The organism is Sphingomonas sp. SP1 (genome assembly GCF_058313395.1).
The window spans coordinates 109,299-124,018 of the sequence record NZ_JBZFLC010000001.1 but is presented as its reverse complement, the minus strand read 5'-3'; the positions used below and the strand labels follow the sequence as shown (position 1 = coordinate 124,018).

The 14,720-nt window shown below is 66.6% G+C and carries 12 protein-coding genes; all 12 read left to right on the top strand.

Annotated features, from left to right (window positions below):
* The first annotated feature begins 1 nt into the window (after position 1).
* The 12 genes from AC4GYS_RS00635 (at position 2) to ftsZ (ending at position 14,592) form a co-directional block, all read left to right on the top strand.
* Positions 2-1,417, top strand: a complete 1,416-nt coding sequence (locus AC4GYS_RS00635) for a UDP-N-acetylmuramoyl-L-alanyl-D-glutamate--2,6-diaminopimelate ligase (protein ID WP_491107188.1) — start codon at positions 2-4, stop codon at positions 1,415-1,417.
* Positions 1,414-2,802, top strand: a complete 1,389-nt coding sequence (locus AC4GYS_RS00630; RefSeq protein ID WP_491107187.1) for a UDP-N-acetylmuramoyl-tripeptide--D-alanyl-D-alanine ligase — start codon at positions 1,414-1,416, stop codon at positions 2,800-2,802. Before AC4GYS_RS00635 ends, AC4GYS_RS00630 begins: the two co-directional genes overlap by 4 nt.
* Positions 2,790-3,860 (top strand): phospho-N-acetylmuramoyl-pentapeptide-transferase, encoded by a 1,071-nt coding sequence (gene mraY / locus AC4GYS_RS00625; RefSeq protein ID WP_491107186.1) that lies wholly within the window; start codon positions 2,790-2,792, stop codon positions 3,858-3,860. The genes AC4GYS_RS00630 and mraY overlap by 13 nt, the downstream gene beginning before the upstream one ends.
* Positions 3,857-5,248: a Mur ligase family protein gene (locus AC4GYS_RS00620; protein WP_491107185.1), complete on the top strand. Its 1,392-nt coding sequence runs from the start codon at positions 3,857-3,859 to the stop codon at positions 5,246-5,248. Before mraY ends, AC4GYS_RS00620 begins: the two co-directional genes overlap by 4 nt.
* A 2-nt stretch (positions 5,249-5,250) precedes the next feature.
* On the top strand, positions 5,251-6,468 hold the full coding sequence (locus AC4GYS_RS00615; protein WP_491107184.1) for an FtsW/RodA/SpoVE family cell cycle protein: 1,218 nt from the start codon (positions 5,251-5,253) through the stop codon (positions 6,466-6,468).
* Complete coding sequence (gene murG, locus AC4GYS_RS00610; protein ID WP_491107183.1) at positions 6,465-7,616, top strand: undecaprenyldiphospho-muramoylpentapeptide beta-N-acetylglucosaminyltransferase; 1,152 nt, start codon at positions 6,465-6,467, stop codon at positions 7,614-7,616. Before AC4GYS_RS00615 ends, murG begins: the two co-directional genes overlap by 4 nt.
* On the top strand, positions 7,613-9,028 hold the full coding sequence (murC, locus tag AC4GYS_RS00605) for a UDP-N-acetylmuramate--L-alanine ligase (protein WP_491107182.1): 1,416 nt from the start codon (positions 7,613-7,615) through the stop codon (positions 9,026-9,028). The genes murG and murC overlap by 4 nt, the downstream gene beginning before the upstream one ends.
* Positions 9,025-9,921 (top strand): UDP-N-acetylmuramate dehydrogenase, encoded by an 897-nt coding sequence (gene murB, locus AC4GYS_RS00600; RefSeq protein ID WP_491107181.1) that lies wholly within the window; start codon positions 9,025-9,027, stop codon positions 9,919-9,921. The genes murC and murB overlap by 4 nt, the downstream gene beginning before the upstream one ends.
* Positions 9,918-10,877 carry a D-alanine--D-alanine ligase gene (locus AC4GYS_RS00595; RefSeq protein WP_491107180.1) on the top strand — a complete coding sequence of 320 codons (960 nt, stop codon included), beginning with the start codon at positions 9,918-9,920 and terminating at the stop codon, positions 10,875-10,877. The genes murB and AC4GYS_RS00595 overlap by 4 nt, the downstream gene beginning before the upstream one ends.
* Positions 10,874-11,767, top strand: a complete 894-nt coding sequence (locus AC4GYS_RS00590; RefSeq protein WP_491107179.1) for a cell division protein FtsQ/DivIB — start codon at positions 10,874-10,876, stop codon at positions 11,765-11,767. Before AC4GYS_RS00595 ends, AC4GYS_RS00590 begins: the two co-directional genes overlap by 4 nt.
* Positions 11,767-13,026, top strand: coding sequence for a cell division protein FtsA (gene ftsA, locus AC4GYS_RS00585; protein ID WP_491107178.1), 1,260 nt, complete (start codon positions 11,767-11,769; stop codon positions 13,024-13,026). The genes AC4GYS_RS00590 and ftsA overlap by 1 nt, the downstream gene beginning before the upstream one ends.
* A gap of 162 nt (positions 13,027-13,188) precedes the next feature.
* The gene (gene ftsZ / locus AC4GYS_RS00580; protein ID WP_491107177.1) at positions 13,189-14,592 is read left to right on the top strand and encodes a cell division protein FtsZ; all 1,404 of its coding nucleotides are present in this window, start codon (positions 13,189-13,191) and stop codon (positions 14,590-14,592) included.
* The last annotated feature ends 128 nt before the right edge of the window (positions 14,593-14,720 follow it).

Genomic DNA, 14,720 nt, shown 5'->3' with positions numbered 1-14,720 from the left:
CGTGCGCCTGGGCGAACTCGCAGGAGTCAGCAGCGATTCCGAGGTGACCGGCTTTGCCATCGATCACCGCAAGGTCGAACGCGGAAGCATCTTCGGCGCTTTCCCCGGCTCGCGCTTCAACGGTGAGGATTTTATTGCCGAAGCGGTGAACCGCGGTGCGGTTGCAGTCGTGGCCCGTCCCGAGGCCTCGGTCGCAGGGGCGGTCCACTTGACCGATCCCCAGCCGCGCCGCCGTTTCGCCGAGCTCGCCGCGCGCTTCTTCGCGCCATATCCGGAAACCGTGGTCGCCGTGACGGGCACCAACGGAAAAACCTCCACGGTCGAAATGACCCGGCAGCTATGGCGCATGGCTGGGCACCGCTCGGCCAGCGTCGGGACGCTGGGGGTGACCACGGCGGACGACCAGGTGAAGACCGGCCTCACCACCCCCGACATCGTCACCTTCTTGCACAACATGGCCGGCATGGAACGGATGGGCATCAGCCATGTCGCCTACGAGGCGTCCAGCCATGGTCTCCACCAGTATCGGTCCGAAGGGCTGCCGGTTAGGGCGGTAGCCTTCACGAATTTCTCGCGCGACCATCTCGATTACCACTCCAGCATGGAGGCCTATTTCGAGGCCAAGATGGCGCTGTTCGAGCGGGTCGTGGCTCCAGATGGCACGGCAGTGGTCTGGACCGGCGATCCCAAAAGCGCCGAGGTCGCCGCGCGGGCGAAGCGGCGCGGCCTGCGGGTGCTGACGGTCGGGCCTGGTGGACACCTCATCGATCTCAAGGGCCAACAGCCGAGCGCGCTTGGCCAGACGCTCCAGCTGGTCCATGCTGGTCGGGAACAGTTGCTCGGGCTGCCGCTCATCGGCGCCTATCAGGCCGCCAACGTCCTGGTCGCGGCTGGCCTTGTGCTGGCGACAGGCGCGGAATGGGACGAGACTTTTGCCGGGATGGGAAGGCTAAGCCCGGTCCGCGGCCGGCTGGAGCGGGCGGTGATTACGTCTGCTGGTGTTCCCGTCTATGTCGATTATGCCCATACGCCCGACGCGCTGGAGGCAGCGATCGCCGCGCTTCGGCCGCATGTGGAGGGACGCTTGATCACCGTATTCGGCGCAGGCGGGGACCGCGACGAGGGCAAGCGGCCGGAGATGGGGCGAGTGGCCGCGCTTGCGTCGGACCTCGTGTTCGTCACCGACGACAACCCGCGCAGCGAGGACCCGGCAAAAATCCGTCGCGAGATCCTGGCCGGAGCGCCCGAGGCCCGCGAAGTCGGTGGTCGCCGCGAAGCCATCGCCGCTGCGGTGGCGGAGGCACGCCGGGGCGATATCGTCCTCCTGGCGGGCAAGGGCCATGAGACGGTGCAGATCATCGGTGAGCGCACCTTGCCGTTCGACGATGCGCAGGTCGCCAGGGAATGTGCCGCGTGACCATCTTGTGGACCTCCGCAGAGATCGTGGCTGCCACGGGCGGCCAGGTGTCGGAACCGTTCGAAGTCACCGGCGTCACGTTCGACAGCCGCGAAGTCGAACCCGGCTGGCTGTTCGTCGCCATGCCCGGAACGGTCGCTGACGGGCACCAGTTCGTGGCCAAAGCGCTTGCAGGCGGCGCTTCGGCGGCGATGGTCAGTAAGCCGATCGACGGACCCCACGTCCTCGTGCCGGATGTTGCAAAGGCGCTTACCGACCTGGCTGTTGCCGCCCGGGCACGGATGACCGGCAAGGTGCTGGGAGTCACCGGCTCGGTCGGCAAGACCGGAACCAAGGAAGCGCTGGCCGCCGCGCTGGAGCGCCGGTGCCGGGGCAGGGTCCACCGTTCGGTCAAAAGCTACAACAATCACACCGGGGTCCCGCTCAGCCTTGCCCGGATGCCGCGCGACAGCACTTACGCGGTGCTCGAAATGGGCATGAATCACGCGGGCGAGATCCGGGGCCTGACCGCGCTCGTCCGACCGCACGTCGCGCTGATCACCGCCATCGCGCCTTCGCATATCGAACATCTTGGTTCGATGGAGGCGATCGCCGATGCCAAGGCAGAGATCTTTGAGGGTCTGGAGCCCGAGGGAACGGCGATCATCCCCAACGACACGCCCTATCGCGACCGTATCCTGCGCGCGGCGCGGCGCCATGCCGAGCACATTACGACGTTCGGTGGCGGCGACGCCGACGTCACCGCCACCCATGCGGTCCGTTCGGCCAACGGCGGCAGCCTGGTCACCGCGCGCCTGCTCGGAAGCGAGCTGACCTACACCATCGCGCAACCCGGTGAGCATTGGGTTTCCAACTCGCTGGCGGTGCTGGCGGCGGTGGAGGCGGTCGGCGCCGATCTGGCCGCGGCGGGGCTGGCGCTGGGCGATCTTGGCGGGCTGAAGGGGCGCGGCGAACGTCATCGAATCGCGGTCGCGGGCGGCCACGCCTTGCTGATCGACGAAAGCTACAACGCCAATCCGGCCAGCATGGCGGCGACGCTCAAGAGCCTGTCCGAAGAACAGGTGCAGGGGCGGCGGATCGCGGTGCTGGGGACCATGCGCGAACTTGGCGAATTCAGTGACGAAGCCCATGCCGGGCTGGCGGATCCGCTGCTGGCTGCCGGCGTGACATCGCTGATCCTGGTAGGCGAGGAAACCCGGCCGCTGGAAGAACGGGTCGGAGGGCGGATCGAGGTCACTCGCACCGAGGCGCCGGAAGAAGCCGCGGATGCGCTGCTTCGGATAGTCCGTGCCGGCGACGCGGTGCTGGTCAAGGCCTCCAACGGAGTCGGGCTTGCAAGGCTGGTGGAGCGAGTGGCAGGGGGCATGGCGCCATGCTCTACATAGTCGCCGAATATCTTGGATTTCCCGGGATCCTGAATCTTATCCGCTACATCAGCTTCCGGGCCGGTGCCGCGACGGCGACGGCGCTGCTGATCGGGCTGCTGCTCGGCCCCTGGTTCATCAATTATCTTCGCGTCAAGCAGGGCAAGGGCCAGCCGATCCGCGCCGACGGGCCGCAAACCCACCTCGCCAAGCGCGGTACGCCGACCATGGGTGGACTGCTGATCCTAGTCAGCGTGACCATTTCGGTCCTGCTGTGGATGGACCTTACCAACACCTATGTCTGGGCCTGCCTGATGGTGACGATCGGCTTCGGCGCGATCGGGTTCCTCGACGACTATGACAAGGTGAAGAAGGCGCACCACGCCGGAATTCCCGGCAAGCTGCGGCTGTTGCTGGAGTTCATGATTGCGGGCGGCGCGACCTACATGATGGTCAGCGTTTCGGGCACGCAGTTCTACCTGCCGTTCGTGCAAGGGTCCGTGCTCGATATCGGCTGGTTTTACGTGGCTTTCGGGGCGTTCGTCATTGTCGCGTTCGGCAATGCTGTGAACCTGACGGATGGACTGGACGGGCTGGCGGCCATGCCCGTGGTCATCGCGGCGCTCGCTTTCGTCCTTATCACCTATCTCGTCGGCGATGCCCGCTTTGCCCCATATCTCGGCATTCCGCACGTCCCGGGCGTCGGCGACCTGACGGTGCTGCTGCTTGGGATCGTCGGCGCTTGCCTTGCCTTTCTGTGGTTCAATGCGCCGCCCGCCGCCGTTTTCATGGGCGACACCGGTAGCCTCGCGCTCGGCGGAGCGCTCGGCGCGGTGGCGGTCGCCTCGCACCACGAGTTCGTGCTCGCGGTGATCGGCGGCCTGTTCGTGGTCGAGGCGCTGAGCGTCATCGTCCAGGTCGCGGTGTTCAAGCGCACCGGAAAGCGCGTCTTCCTGATGGCCCCGATCCACCATCATTTCGAACACAAGGGCTGGAGCGAGCCGACCGTGGTCATCCGCTTCTGGATCATCGCCTTCGTGCTGGCGCTCGCCGGCCTCAGCACCCTGAAGCTCAGGTGATCACGGCACGGGCCTGGGCGGGAAAGCATTACGCGGTTTACGGGTTGGCGCGATCCGGGCTGGCGACGGTTCGTGCGCTGCTGGCGAGTGGGGCGCGGGTCACGGCGTGGGATGAGCGGGAAGAGGCGCGTAGCCAGTTACTCCCCGAAACGGGGAGGGGGACCGCTGCCGAAGGCAGTGGTGGAGGGGTCTCTCTCCACACGGATGAATCTAGCGTGGAGGGCCCCCTCCACCATGCTGCGCATGGTCCCCCTCCCCGTGCCGGGGAGGATTTGCTGACGATCGCCCCTCTCGACGACCTCACCCAATTCGACTCCCTAGTCCTCTCCCCGGGCGTACCGCTGAACACACATCCACTCGCTGCCCGCGCCCGCAAGGCGGGTGTGGAGATCATTGGCGACATCGAACTCTTCGCCCGCGCCCGGGCGGAGCTTCCCCCGCACAAGGTGGTCGGGATCACCGGCACCAACGGCAAGAGCACCACCACCGCGCTGGTCCACCACATCCTCAGAGAAGCGGGCGTGCCGACGACCATGGGGGGCAACATCGGCCTGCCGATCCTGGCGCAGGACCCGCTACCGGAGGGCGGCGTATATGTGCTGGAGCTGTCGAGCTTTCAGATCGACCTGACCCAGAGCCTCGACTGCGACGTTGCGGTGCTGCTCAATATCACGCCGGATCATCTCGATCGGTATGAAAGCTTTGAGGCCTATGCCGCATCCAAGGCCCGACTCTTCGAAATGCAGTCCCCGGAACAGACGGCACTGGTGAATTGGCATGCGTTCGAGATGGGGTGGGTGGACCCGGTCTGCGGCTTCAATGGCCTGGTTCTGCCGGAGTGGGTCGAAGAGGCCGATTGGCCGACCTTGCGCGGACCACACAACATCGAGAACACAGCCGCGGCGGTTGAGGCCACCGCCTGGTTGGGCGTCGATGAGGACCTGATCGTTCGAACCCTCGACACTTATCCGGGCCTGCCCCACCGCATGGAGCGCGTCCGCGAGCATGACGGCGTGCTGTTCGTCAACGACAGCAAGGCAACCAACCCCGAGGCTGCCGCGCCGGCGCTGGCCGCTTACCCGCGCGTCCGCTGGATCGTCGGCGGGCAGGCCAAGACCAAAGACCTCGGCGACACGGCCCAGCACCTCGACCACGTCGTCCACGCCTACACCATCGGCGAGGCCGGGCCGATGTTCGCCCGCCTCCTCCGCGAGCGCGGCGTCCAGGTCACCGAAGCAGAAACGCTTGAAAATGCGGTGAATCGCGCCGCGGCGGATTCACAGCCCGGCGAGACTGTTCTACTCTCCCCGGCCTGCGCTTCGTTCGACCAGTTCCGGGACTTCGAAGCGCGCGGGGACGCGTTCAAGCGGTTGGTGGGGGAGCTTTAGAGATGGTGACACTCGCGGGTGCGCTGAAACCCAAGCAATTGATCGACCCCAACCGCTACGGCCGCTCCGACCGCTCGGCGCTGGGCCGCTGGTTCTGGGAGATCGACCGGGTCCTCCTGCTGCTGGTCACGGTGCTGATCGGCATCGGCCTGATCGCCGTCGCGGCCGCTTCGCCGGCCGCCGCCGAGCGCTATTCTGGCGGCAGCGTCACCTTTCCGCCGCTCTATTATTTCTACCGCCAGATCTTCTGGATCGCCCTGTCCGTACCGGTCATGATCCTCATATCGATGATGCCGCGAGAGCGCGCCAAGCGCTTCAGCATCATCGGCGCGGTGATCTTCCTCACTTGCCTGATGCTGGTGCCGGTGATCGGCGCGGAGGTGAACGGGGCCAAACGCTGGATCGGCGTCGGCTTCACCCAGTTCCAGCCGTCCGAATTCCTGAAACCCTTCTTCGTCGTCGCCTTGGCGTGGCTCCTGTCCTTGCAGGAAAAGGACAAGAGTTTGCCGGTGTTCTGGTTTTCGGGCGGGCTGATCGGACTGGTGGCCGTGCTGCTGATGCTGCAGCCCGACTTCGGCTCGACGATCATCTTCGGCGCCGTGTGGATCGCGATGCTGGCGCTGGCCGGCCTGAACCTTCGCATCCTCGGCGTGCTCGGCGTGGTGGCGCTGGTCGGCATCGTGCTGGCCTATTTCTTCTACCCCGTCGCGACCGTCCGGATCGACGGCTTCCTGTTCGGCGAGGGCGATAATTTCCAGGTCGAGAACGCCATGCGGACGCTGACTGCGGGCGGTTTGTTCGGAATGGGTCCGGGCGGTGGCACCAGGAAGTTCGGCCTGCCGGAGCCGCATACCGACTATATCTTCTCGGTGATCGGCGAGGAATTCGGCCTGATCGCATGCATCGCCATCGCCGCGATCTACCTGGCGATCATTGCCCGGGTGCTGGTCAAACTGCTCGACGAGGAATCGAGCTTCGCCATTCTTGCTGCCGCCGGCCTCGCCATCCAGTTCGGGTTGCAGGCGCTGATCAATATGGCGGTCAACGTGCAGATCGCGCCTTCCAAGGGCATGACGCTGCCCTTCATCTCCTATGGGGGAAGCTCGATGCTGGCCCTGTCCGTTTCAATGGGACTGCTGCTCGCCTTTACCCGGCGGAACCCGTATCTGAAGCGCTCGCCCTATGTCGTGAAATGGAGCGGGGAGAGCTCGCCAGCATGAACTTTGTACTCGCTGCCGGTGGTACCGGCGGCCATATGATCCCGGCCCACGCGCTTGCCGCCGAGCTGAAGCGGCGGGGACACGGCGTCATGCTGATCACCGATGAGCGGGGCAAGCGGATCCCCGGCTTGTTCGAGAACGTGCCGGTGGAGGTGCTTCCCGCCGGGCGGCTGAGCAAGAACCCGCTTGGCTTGCTGAAGGGCGTCCGCGCGGTGCTTGCGGGGCGGTCCCTCGCCAAGTCCCTCTACAGGGCCGGCCGGCCGGATGCGGTGATCGGCTTTGGCGGCTATCCGGCGTTCCCGGCGTTGCTCGCCGCCAGTTCCATGAACATTCCCACCGTGCTCCACGAGCAGAACGCGGTGCTGGGACGGGTCAACCGCCTGTTGGCCGGCGACGCTGCGGCCATTGCCACCGCCTATGAGCGGATCGACCGGTTGAAGCCGCGCCACAAGGGCAAGGTGGTGCTGGTCGGCAACCCGGTGCGGGAGTCGGTGGTCCGATTGGGGCAGCAGCCCTTTCCGACCTTCGACGAATTCTCGCCGCTCAAGATCCTGATCACCGGCGGCAGCCAGGGCGCGACCATCCTGGGCCAGGTGGTCCCGGCCGGCTTTGCAGCGCTGGAGCAGTCGCTGCGCCATCGCCTGCAGATCGTGCAGCAGTGCCGCGCCGACGATATCGAACTGGTGCGGGAGGCGTACCGCAAGCTGGAAATCCCGGCCGAGCTGATGACCTATATCGAGGACATGCCGGCCAAGCTTGGCGACGCGCACCTGGTGATTGCGCGCGCGGGCGCCTCCACGATTGCCGAACTGACCACTGCCGGGCGGCCCGCAATCCTCATTCCACTGCCGATCGCAACCGACGATCACCAGACCGCCAATGCGCGGGAAATGGCGCGTGCCGGCGGGGCCCGGATGATCCCGCAGCCGCAGTTCACGCCGCACACGCTCGCCCGCCAGATCGAGGCGCTCGCGGCCGATCCGGAGGCTTTGGCCAACGCCGCTGCCCGGGCCCTGTCCGTCGGTCGCCCGCGTGCCGCGCAGGATCTTGCCGACCTGGTCGAGCGGATCGGCAACAAGGCGGTTCCGCTGGCTGTCGGCCCCGCGCGCGTCGAGCCGCGCTTTGTCCCGGCGGGAGCTGCGGCATGAAGGCGTTCGGGACCGACATCGGCACCATCCACTTCATCGGCATCGGCGGCATCGGCATGTCGGGCATTGCCGAGGTGATGCACCAGCTGGGCTACAAGGTGCAGGGCTCGGACATCGCCGACAGTTATGTCACCGAGGGCCTGCGCAAGGCCGGAATTCCCGTGATGATCGGGCAGTCGGCCGAGAACCTCGACGACGCGGCGGTGGTGGTCTGCTCGACCGCGATCAAGCCCGACAATCCCGAATATCTCGCCGCGGCCGAGCGCCGCCTGCCGCGCGTCAAACGAGCCGAAATGCTGGCCGAGCTGATGCGCATGCAGTCGACCATCGCGGTGGCGGGTACGCATGGGAAGACCACGACCACTTCCATGATCGCCGCCATGCTGGATTCGGGCGGCATGGATCCGACCGTGATCAATGGGGGCATCATCAACAGCTATGGTTCCAACGCCAGGCTGGGAAAGTCCGACTGGATGGTGGTGGAGGCCGACGAGAGCGACGGCAGCTTCCTTCGCCTCGACGGCACCATCGCGGTGGTGACCAACATCGATCCCGAGCATCTTGAGCACTACGGCCGCTTCGACGCGGTCAAGGATGCCTTCGTCGAGTTCATCGAGAACGTCCCCTTCTACGGGCTGGCGATCATGTGCATCGATCATCCCGAAGTGCAGAACATCCTGTCGCGCATCCGGGATCGCCGGGTGGTGACCTATGGCTTTTCCGCCGCTGCCGATCTGCGCGCCGAGAACGTCGTCGCGGCCGACGGCGGATCGCGATTCGATGCGCATGTGCTGCAACGGTCGGGCGAGCGGCGGGTGGTTCCGGGCATTCGCCTGCCCATGCCGGGACGCCACAACGTCCAGAACGCGCTGGCGGCGATTGCCGTCGGAATCGAACTCGGCATGGACGACGCGGCGATCACCCGCGGGTTCGAGAAGTTCGGGGGGGTCAAGCGGCGCTTCACCCGGGTCGGGGAGGTCGACGGCGCGATCATTATCGACGATTATGCCCATCACCCGGTCGAAATCCGCGCCGTCCTGTCGGCAGCGCGCGAAAGCGCCGCTGGGCGCGTCATCGCAGTCGTGCAGCCGCACCGTTATACCCGCTTAGCTGACCTGATGGATGAGTTCGCGGGCGCTTTCAACGAGGCCGACGTGGTACTCGTCGCGCCGGTTTATGCCGCCGGAGAGCAGCCGATCGAAGGGGTCGATGCCGCTGCCCTGGCCGAGGGCATCCGCTCTCGCGGACACCGCTTGGTCCGCACCGTCAGTGATGTGGATGACCTGTGCCTGGCGTTGCGGGACCTTGCGGCGGAAGGCGACATGGTGATCTGCATGGGCGCCGGCGACATCACCAAATGGGCGGCGAAGCTCGGCGACGGCCTGTGCGCGGTTCGGGCCGCGAAGGGATGAGCGTCATCACCGTTCCCCATGTGCGCGGCAAGCTGAAGCCGCAGGCTCCACTGGCGCCGCTCGTCTGGTTCAAGTCCGGCGGCGCGGCCGAGCATCTCTTCGAACCTGCCGATCGCGACGATCTGGTTGAGTTCCTGCGTGACCTTCCCCCTGAAGTGCCGGTGTTGGCCCTTGGCCTCGGGTCCAACCTGATCGTTCGCGACGGCGGGGTGCCGGGCGTCGTCATCCGGCTCGGCAAGCCTTTCGCCACCGTCGAGCGCCTCGACACCACCACGCTGCGCTGCGGCGGCGGAGCAAGCGGCATCCTGGTGTCCTCCGCCGCGCGTGACGCGGGCATCTCGGGAATCGAGTTCCTGCGCTCAATCCCGGGCACGGTCGGCGGCTTCGTCCGCATGAACGGTGGCGCTTATGGTCGCGAAGTGAAGGACGTGCTGGTCGAGGCGGAGGTCGTGCTCCGCTCGGGCGAGGTCCGGACTTTCGTCAACGAAGAGCTCGGCTACACCTATCGCCACTCCGAATTGCCCGACCAGGCCGTGGTCGTCTCCGCCACCTTTCGCGGCGAAGCCGGCGAACCCGCCGCGATCCAGGCGGAGATGGACCGGATCGCTGCCAGCCGCGAAGCTTCACAGCCTCTACGCTCAAGGACCGGCGGTTCGACCTTCAAGAACCCGCTTCCGCACAAGGCGTGGGAGGTGATCGATGCTGCCGGCTGCCGTGGCTTGCGGATCGGCGACGCGCAGGTCTCGGAAAAGCATTGCAACTTCCTCCTCAATCTCGGTAGCGCCACCAGCGCCGACATAGAAAATCTGGGCGAGGAAGTGCGCCGTCGGGTGCGTGAGCACGGCGGTGTCGAGCTTGAGTGGGAAATCCAGCGCGTGGGAACAGTGAAGTGAACCGGGACCTGCACATCGTGGTGCTGATGGGCGGCTGGTCGTCCGAGCGGCCGGTATCGCTGATGAGCGGCAAGGGCGTGGCGGAGGCATTGCGCGATCGCGGCTGGACCCGCGTGACCGAACTCGACATGGGCCGCGACATCGCTCACCGGCTCGATGAGTTGCGGCCTGACGTCGTCTTCAACGCGCTCCACGGGACCCCGGGCGAGGACGGCACTGTGCAGGGCATGCTCGAGCTGATGGGAATTCCCTATACGCACAGCGGCCTCACCACGTCCGCGATCGCAATCGACAAGGAATTGACCAAGCTGCTGCTGGTCCCTGCGGGCGTCCGGATGCCGCAAGGGACGGTGGTCGAAAGCGCAACCCTTCAGGAACGCGACCCCATCCCGCGTCCTTACGTGCTGAAGCCGGTCAACGAAGGATCGTCCGTCGGCGTCGCCATCGTCACGGACGAAAGCAATTACGGATCACCGATCGGCCGCGAGGTGGACGGCCCCTGGCAGAAGTTCGACCACCTGCTCGCGGAACCTTTCATCAGAGGACATGAGCTGACGGTTGCGGTTCTTGGCGACGAGGCGCTGTGCGTCACCGAGCTGAAACCCAAGGTCGGCTTCTACGATTTCGACAGCAAGTACACCGACGGACTGACCGAGCACGTGTGCCCGGCCGAGATTCCCGACGATATCGCTGCGGCCATGCTCAAGATGGCGCTGACCGCCCACCAGACGCTCGGGTGCAAGGGTGCTTCGCGTTCGGACTTTCGCTGGGACGACACGCAAGGACCGGACGGCATCTACCTGCTGGAGGTCAATACCCAGCCGGGCATGACGCCGCTCAGCCTCGTCCCCGAGCAGGCCCGTCAGCGCGGCATCGGCTATGGCGAACTGGTCGAACGCATCATCGCCGAGGCGTTGAACGACGCTGCAGGCCGCGGGGAGGCGCTTTCCCGGTGAATGCACAGTCGGTCCGGCGAAAGGGTTCGGCAAGCGGGGCGAGGCAGCCGCGCAAGGCCGCTCCGCGCGCCCGGGCCACGTCCGTCGGCACCGGGACGGGCAAGCTCGCAGGATGGGCTTTCGGCCTGTTCGTGCTCGCCATGGCAGTCGTCGCGATCATCGCGCTCGAACTGCCGGCGAAGGCGGGTCGGGCGATCGGCAGCGCGTCTGGGGAAGCGGGCTTTGCGGTCGACGGCTACCAGATCGTCGGGCTGAAGCGCATGGACCGCCGTATCGTCGACGAGATTGTCACGGAAGAATTGCACAAGGCGGAGCAGATCTCCGGAGGGTCCGGCAAACCCGCCCAGGCGCTGGTCAGCGCCAGCGGGATCCGCGACCGGCTGATGCAATATGGCTGGGTCGAGGACGCCCGCGTCTCGCGGCGGTTGCCCGACCAGCTGGTGATCGACATCGTGGAGCGACGACCCGCTGCCGTCTGGCAAAGCAAGGGCCAGCTCAGCCTGGTCGACGCGGATGGGGTGGTGCTTGCCCCCGTGCCGCTCGACCGGATGCCCGACCTGCCGCTCTTGATCGGCCCCGGGGCCAATGGCGAGGCGACGCATCTGGGGCGGATGCTGGCGACTGTGCCGACCCTTCGACCGCAGCTCGCGTCCGCCACATGGATCGGGCGTCGTCGGTGGGACCTGTCCTTCACCTCTGGCGAGACCATTGCTCTTCCCGAAGGGGAACGGGCGGCGACCCAGGCGCTGCAGCGATTCGCCAAGCTCGATCGGCAGACCGGGTTGCTGGGCCGTGGCATGAAACGCTTCGACTTGCGTGTTCCCGACAAGATGATCGTCCGCCTGCCCGCGCCGCCACCGCCCGCCGAAGCGCCCGAGGTGGCAAGCTGATGGTGGCAGCACCCGACCAGCCTTTGATCGGCGCGCTGGACATCGGCTCTTCCAAGGTTTCCGCCCTGATCTGCACGACGGATCCGGACGGTCGCCTGCGCGTGCTCGGTACCGGGCAACGGGAAGGCAGGGGCGTGAAGCGCGGCTTCATCACCGACATGGATGCGGCCGAAGTCGCCGTCCGGGAGGCGGTCGAGCAGGCCGAGCGGATGAGCGGCGTCACCATCGACGACGTTTGGGCAAGCTTCGGTGCCGGCGCCCTGTCGAGCGAGATCGCCAATGTCGAGGTTGAGCTTGGCGGCCACCAGATCGAACGGTCGGACGTTGACCAGCTGCTGTCGACCGGCCGGCAAGCGATCGATCGGCCGGGCCATGTGGTGCTTCACGCCAATCCGGCCCTTTATACGCTGGACGGTGTGGAAGGGGTCGTGCAGCCCGTCGGGCTTCATGCCGAGCGCTTGGGCGTCGACATCCATGTCGTGGCAGCGGACAGTGGGCCGCTGCGCAATATCGACCTGACCATCCGTCAGGCGCATCTGGGCGTGAAGGCGATCGTCGCATCGCCGATTTCCTCGGCGCTCGCCTGCCTCAGCCAGGAAGAGCGCGATCTTGGCGTCGCGCTGGTCGAGCTGGGCGCGGAAGTGACCAATGTCTCCCTCCATGCCGGCGGCATGCTCGTGGGCCTGCGCTCGATCCCGCTCGGCGCGCGGGACATCACCGATGATATCGCCTGCGCCTTCGGGGTCAGGCGGCGCGATGCCGAGCGGATGAAATGCTTCCACGGCTCGGCGATGACGTCCCCACGCGATAATCACGAGATGATCGAGGCGCAGGCGCTGGGGGTCGAGGACGGAGCCGAGCCGATGCGGGTCAGCCGGGCGCAGCTGATGACCGTGATCCGACAGCGGATCGAGCAGATCACCGGCGAAGTGGAAACGTCCTTGAAGGCGCTCGGCTTCACCGGACCGGTCGGGCGCCAGGTCGTGCTGACCGGGGGCGGTGCCGAATTGAAGAATATCGCCGACTATATGCAGGGCGTTCTCGGCCGCGCCGTCAGGGTCGGGCGACCCAAACAGTTGACCGGCCTTCCCGACGCGCACTCCGGGCCCGGCTTCACCACGCTGATCGGCCTTGCCCTGCTGGCGGGCGGGGGCACCGGCGACATCCGCGATATCGCGATGACCGACGTGACCCAGCGGCGGAAGCCTTCGCAGGGAATGTTCGGCCGGCTGCTCGCCGCGATGAAGGGCGGTTACTGACGGCTGGGTGTCCCGTTCTGAATCATCTGAGTCCGCCAGGCCACGCTTCGCCGTCTTTTTGCCTCCAATCTTAACTTTTCCGCTTGTGCCGGACTCGCGGGCGATTCATAGATTCGTCCCGAGGGTTCAACGCGCTAGGTAGCGCCACTGGGGGAAGTCCGCATGAGCATCGATTTCATCCGTCCGGCTGTGGACGAGCTTCGCCCCCGCATCACCGTAATCGGTGTCGGCGGCGCCGGCGGCAACGCCATCGCCAACATGATCCGCCGCGATGTCCAGGGGGTCGACTTCCTGGTCGCGAACACGGACGCCCAGGCGCTCAACCACAGCCTGGCCGATCGCCGGGTGCAGCTGGGGCCGAAGATCACGCAGGGCCTGGGCGCAGGCTCGCGTCCCGAGATCGGCCGCGCCGCTGCCGAGGAAACCATCGAGGAGCTGGAGCGGACGCTCGACGGCGCCCACATGTGCTTCATCGCCGCGGGCATGGGCGGCGGCACCGGCACCGGCGCCGCTCCGGTCATTGCCAAGGCCGCCCGCGACAAGGGCATCCTGACCGTCGGCGTGGTCACCAAGCCGTTCGCCTTCGAAGGCGCGCGCCGCAGCCGCGCGGCCGACGCCGGCATCGCCGAACTGCAGCAGCACGTCGACACGCTGATCGTGATCCCGAACCAGAACCTGTTCCGGCTCGCCAATTCGGACACGACCTTCAAGGAAGCGTTCGAGATGGCCGACGAGGTGCTGCAGCAGGGCGTGCGCGGCATCACCGACCTGATGGTCATGCCGGGCCTCATCAACCTCGACTTTGCCGACGTCCGCGCCGTGATGGGCGAGATGGGCAAGGCGATGATGGGCACCGGCGAGGCGACCGGTGAGAACCGGGCCATCGAGGCGGCCGAAAAGGCGATCAGCAATCCGCTGCTCGACGGCGTATCGATGCGGGGCGCCAAGGGCGTCATCGTTTCCATCGTCGGTGGCGAAGACATGCGCCTGATGGAGGTCGACGAAGCCGCCAGCCACATCAAGGAACTGGTCGACCCGGACGCCAACATCATTTGGGGCTCCGCCTTCAACAACGATCTCGACGGCCGTATCCGCGTGTCGGTGGTCGCGACGGGCATCGAGGCGGAAGAATCGTCCAAGCCGAGCGGGGCGTCCGGCTCCGGCACCAAGGTCTTTGCCTTCCCGGGCCGTTCTAGCGTGCCCGCGGCCGCCCCGGCGCCTGCCGCCGCTCCGGCCGCTCCGGCTCCGGCTCCTCGTGCGTCGGAAGCGGCGCTTGAAGAACCGCTGGACCTCGGCTCCGACGAAGGCGGCGACGAACTGCTGCTCGACAGCGAGGATATCCTGACCACGCCGGTCGGCGCACCGCCGATCCGCCCGCCGGTTGCGGAGGTCGAGCCGGCCGCTGCTCCGGCCGCGCGTCCGGTACGGGACAGCGGCACGCTGTTCGAGCGGATGAGCAACATCGCGCGCGGCGCGGCCAAGGTCGAGGACAGCGAGCCGGCGCCGACCATTCGTCGCGAACCGCTCGACATTCCGCGCTTCCTCAACCGGCAGAATAATCAATAGCGCCACTCTGCAATCTGCAGATATGCCATCGGGACGGGCTTCGCTGGTCGGCAACGGCCGGCGGAGCCTTTCTCGTATCGGTCATGGACCCGTCACGGTTCGTCTTCCTCACCTCACGGCTCGCCGCG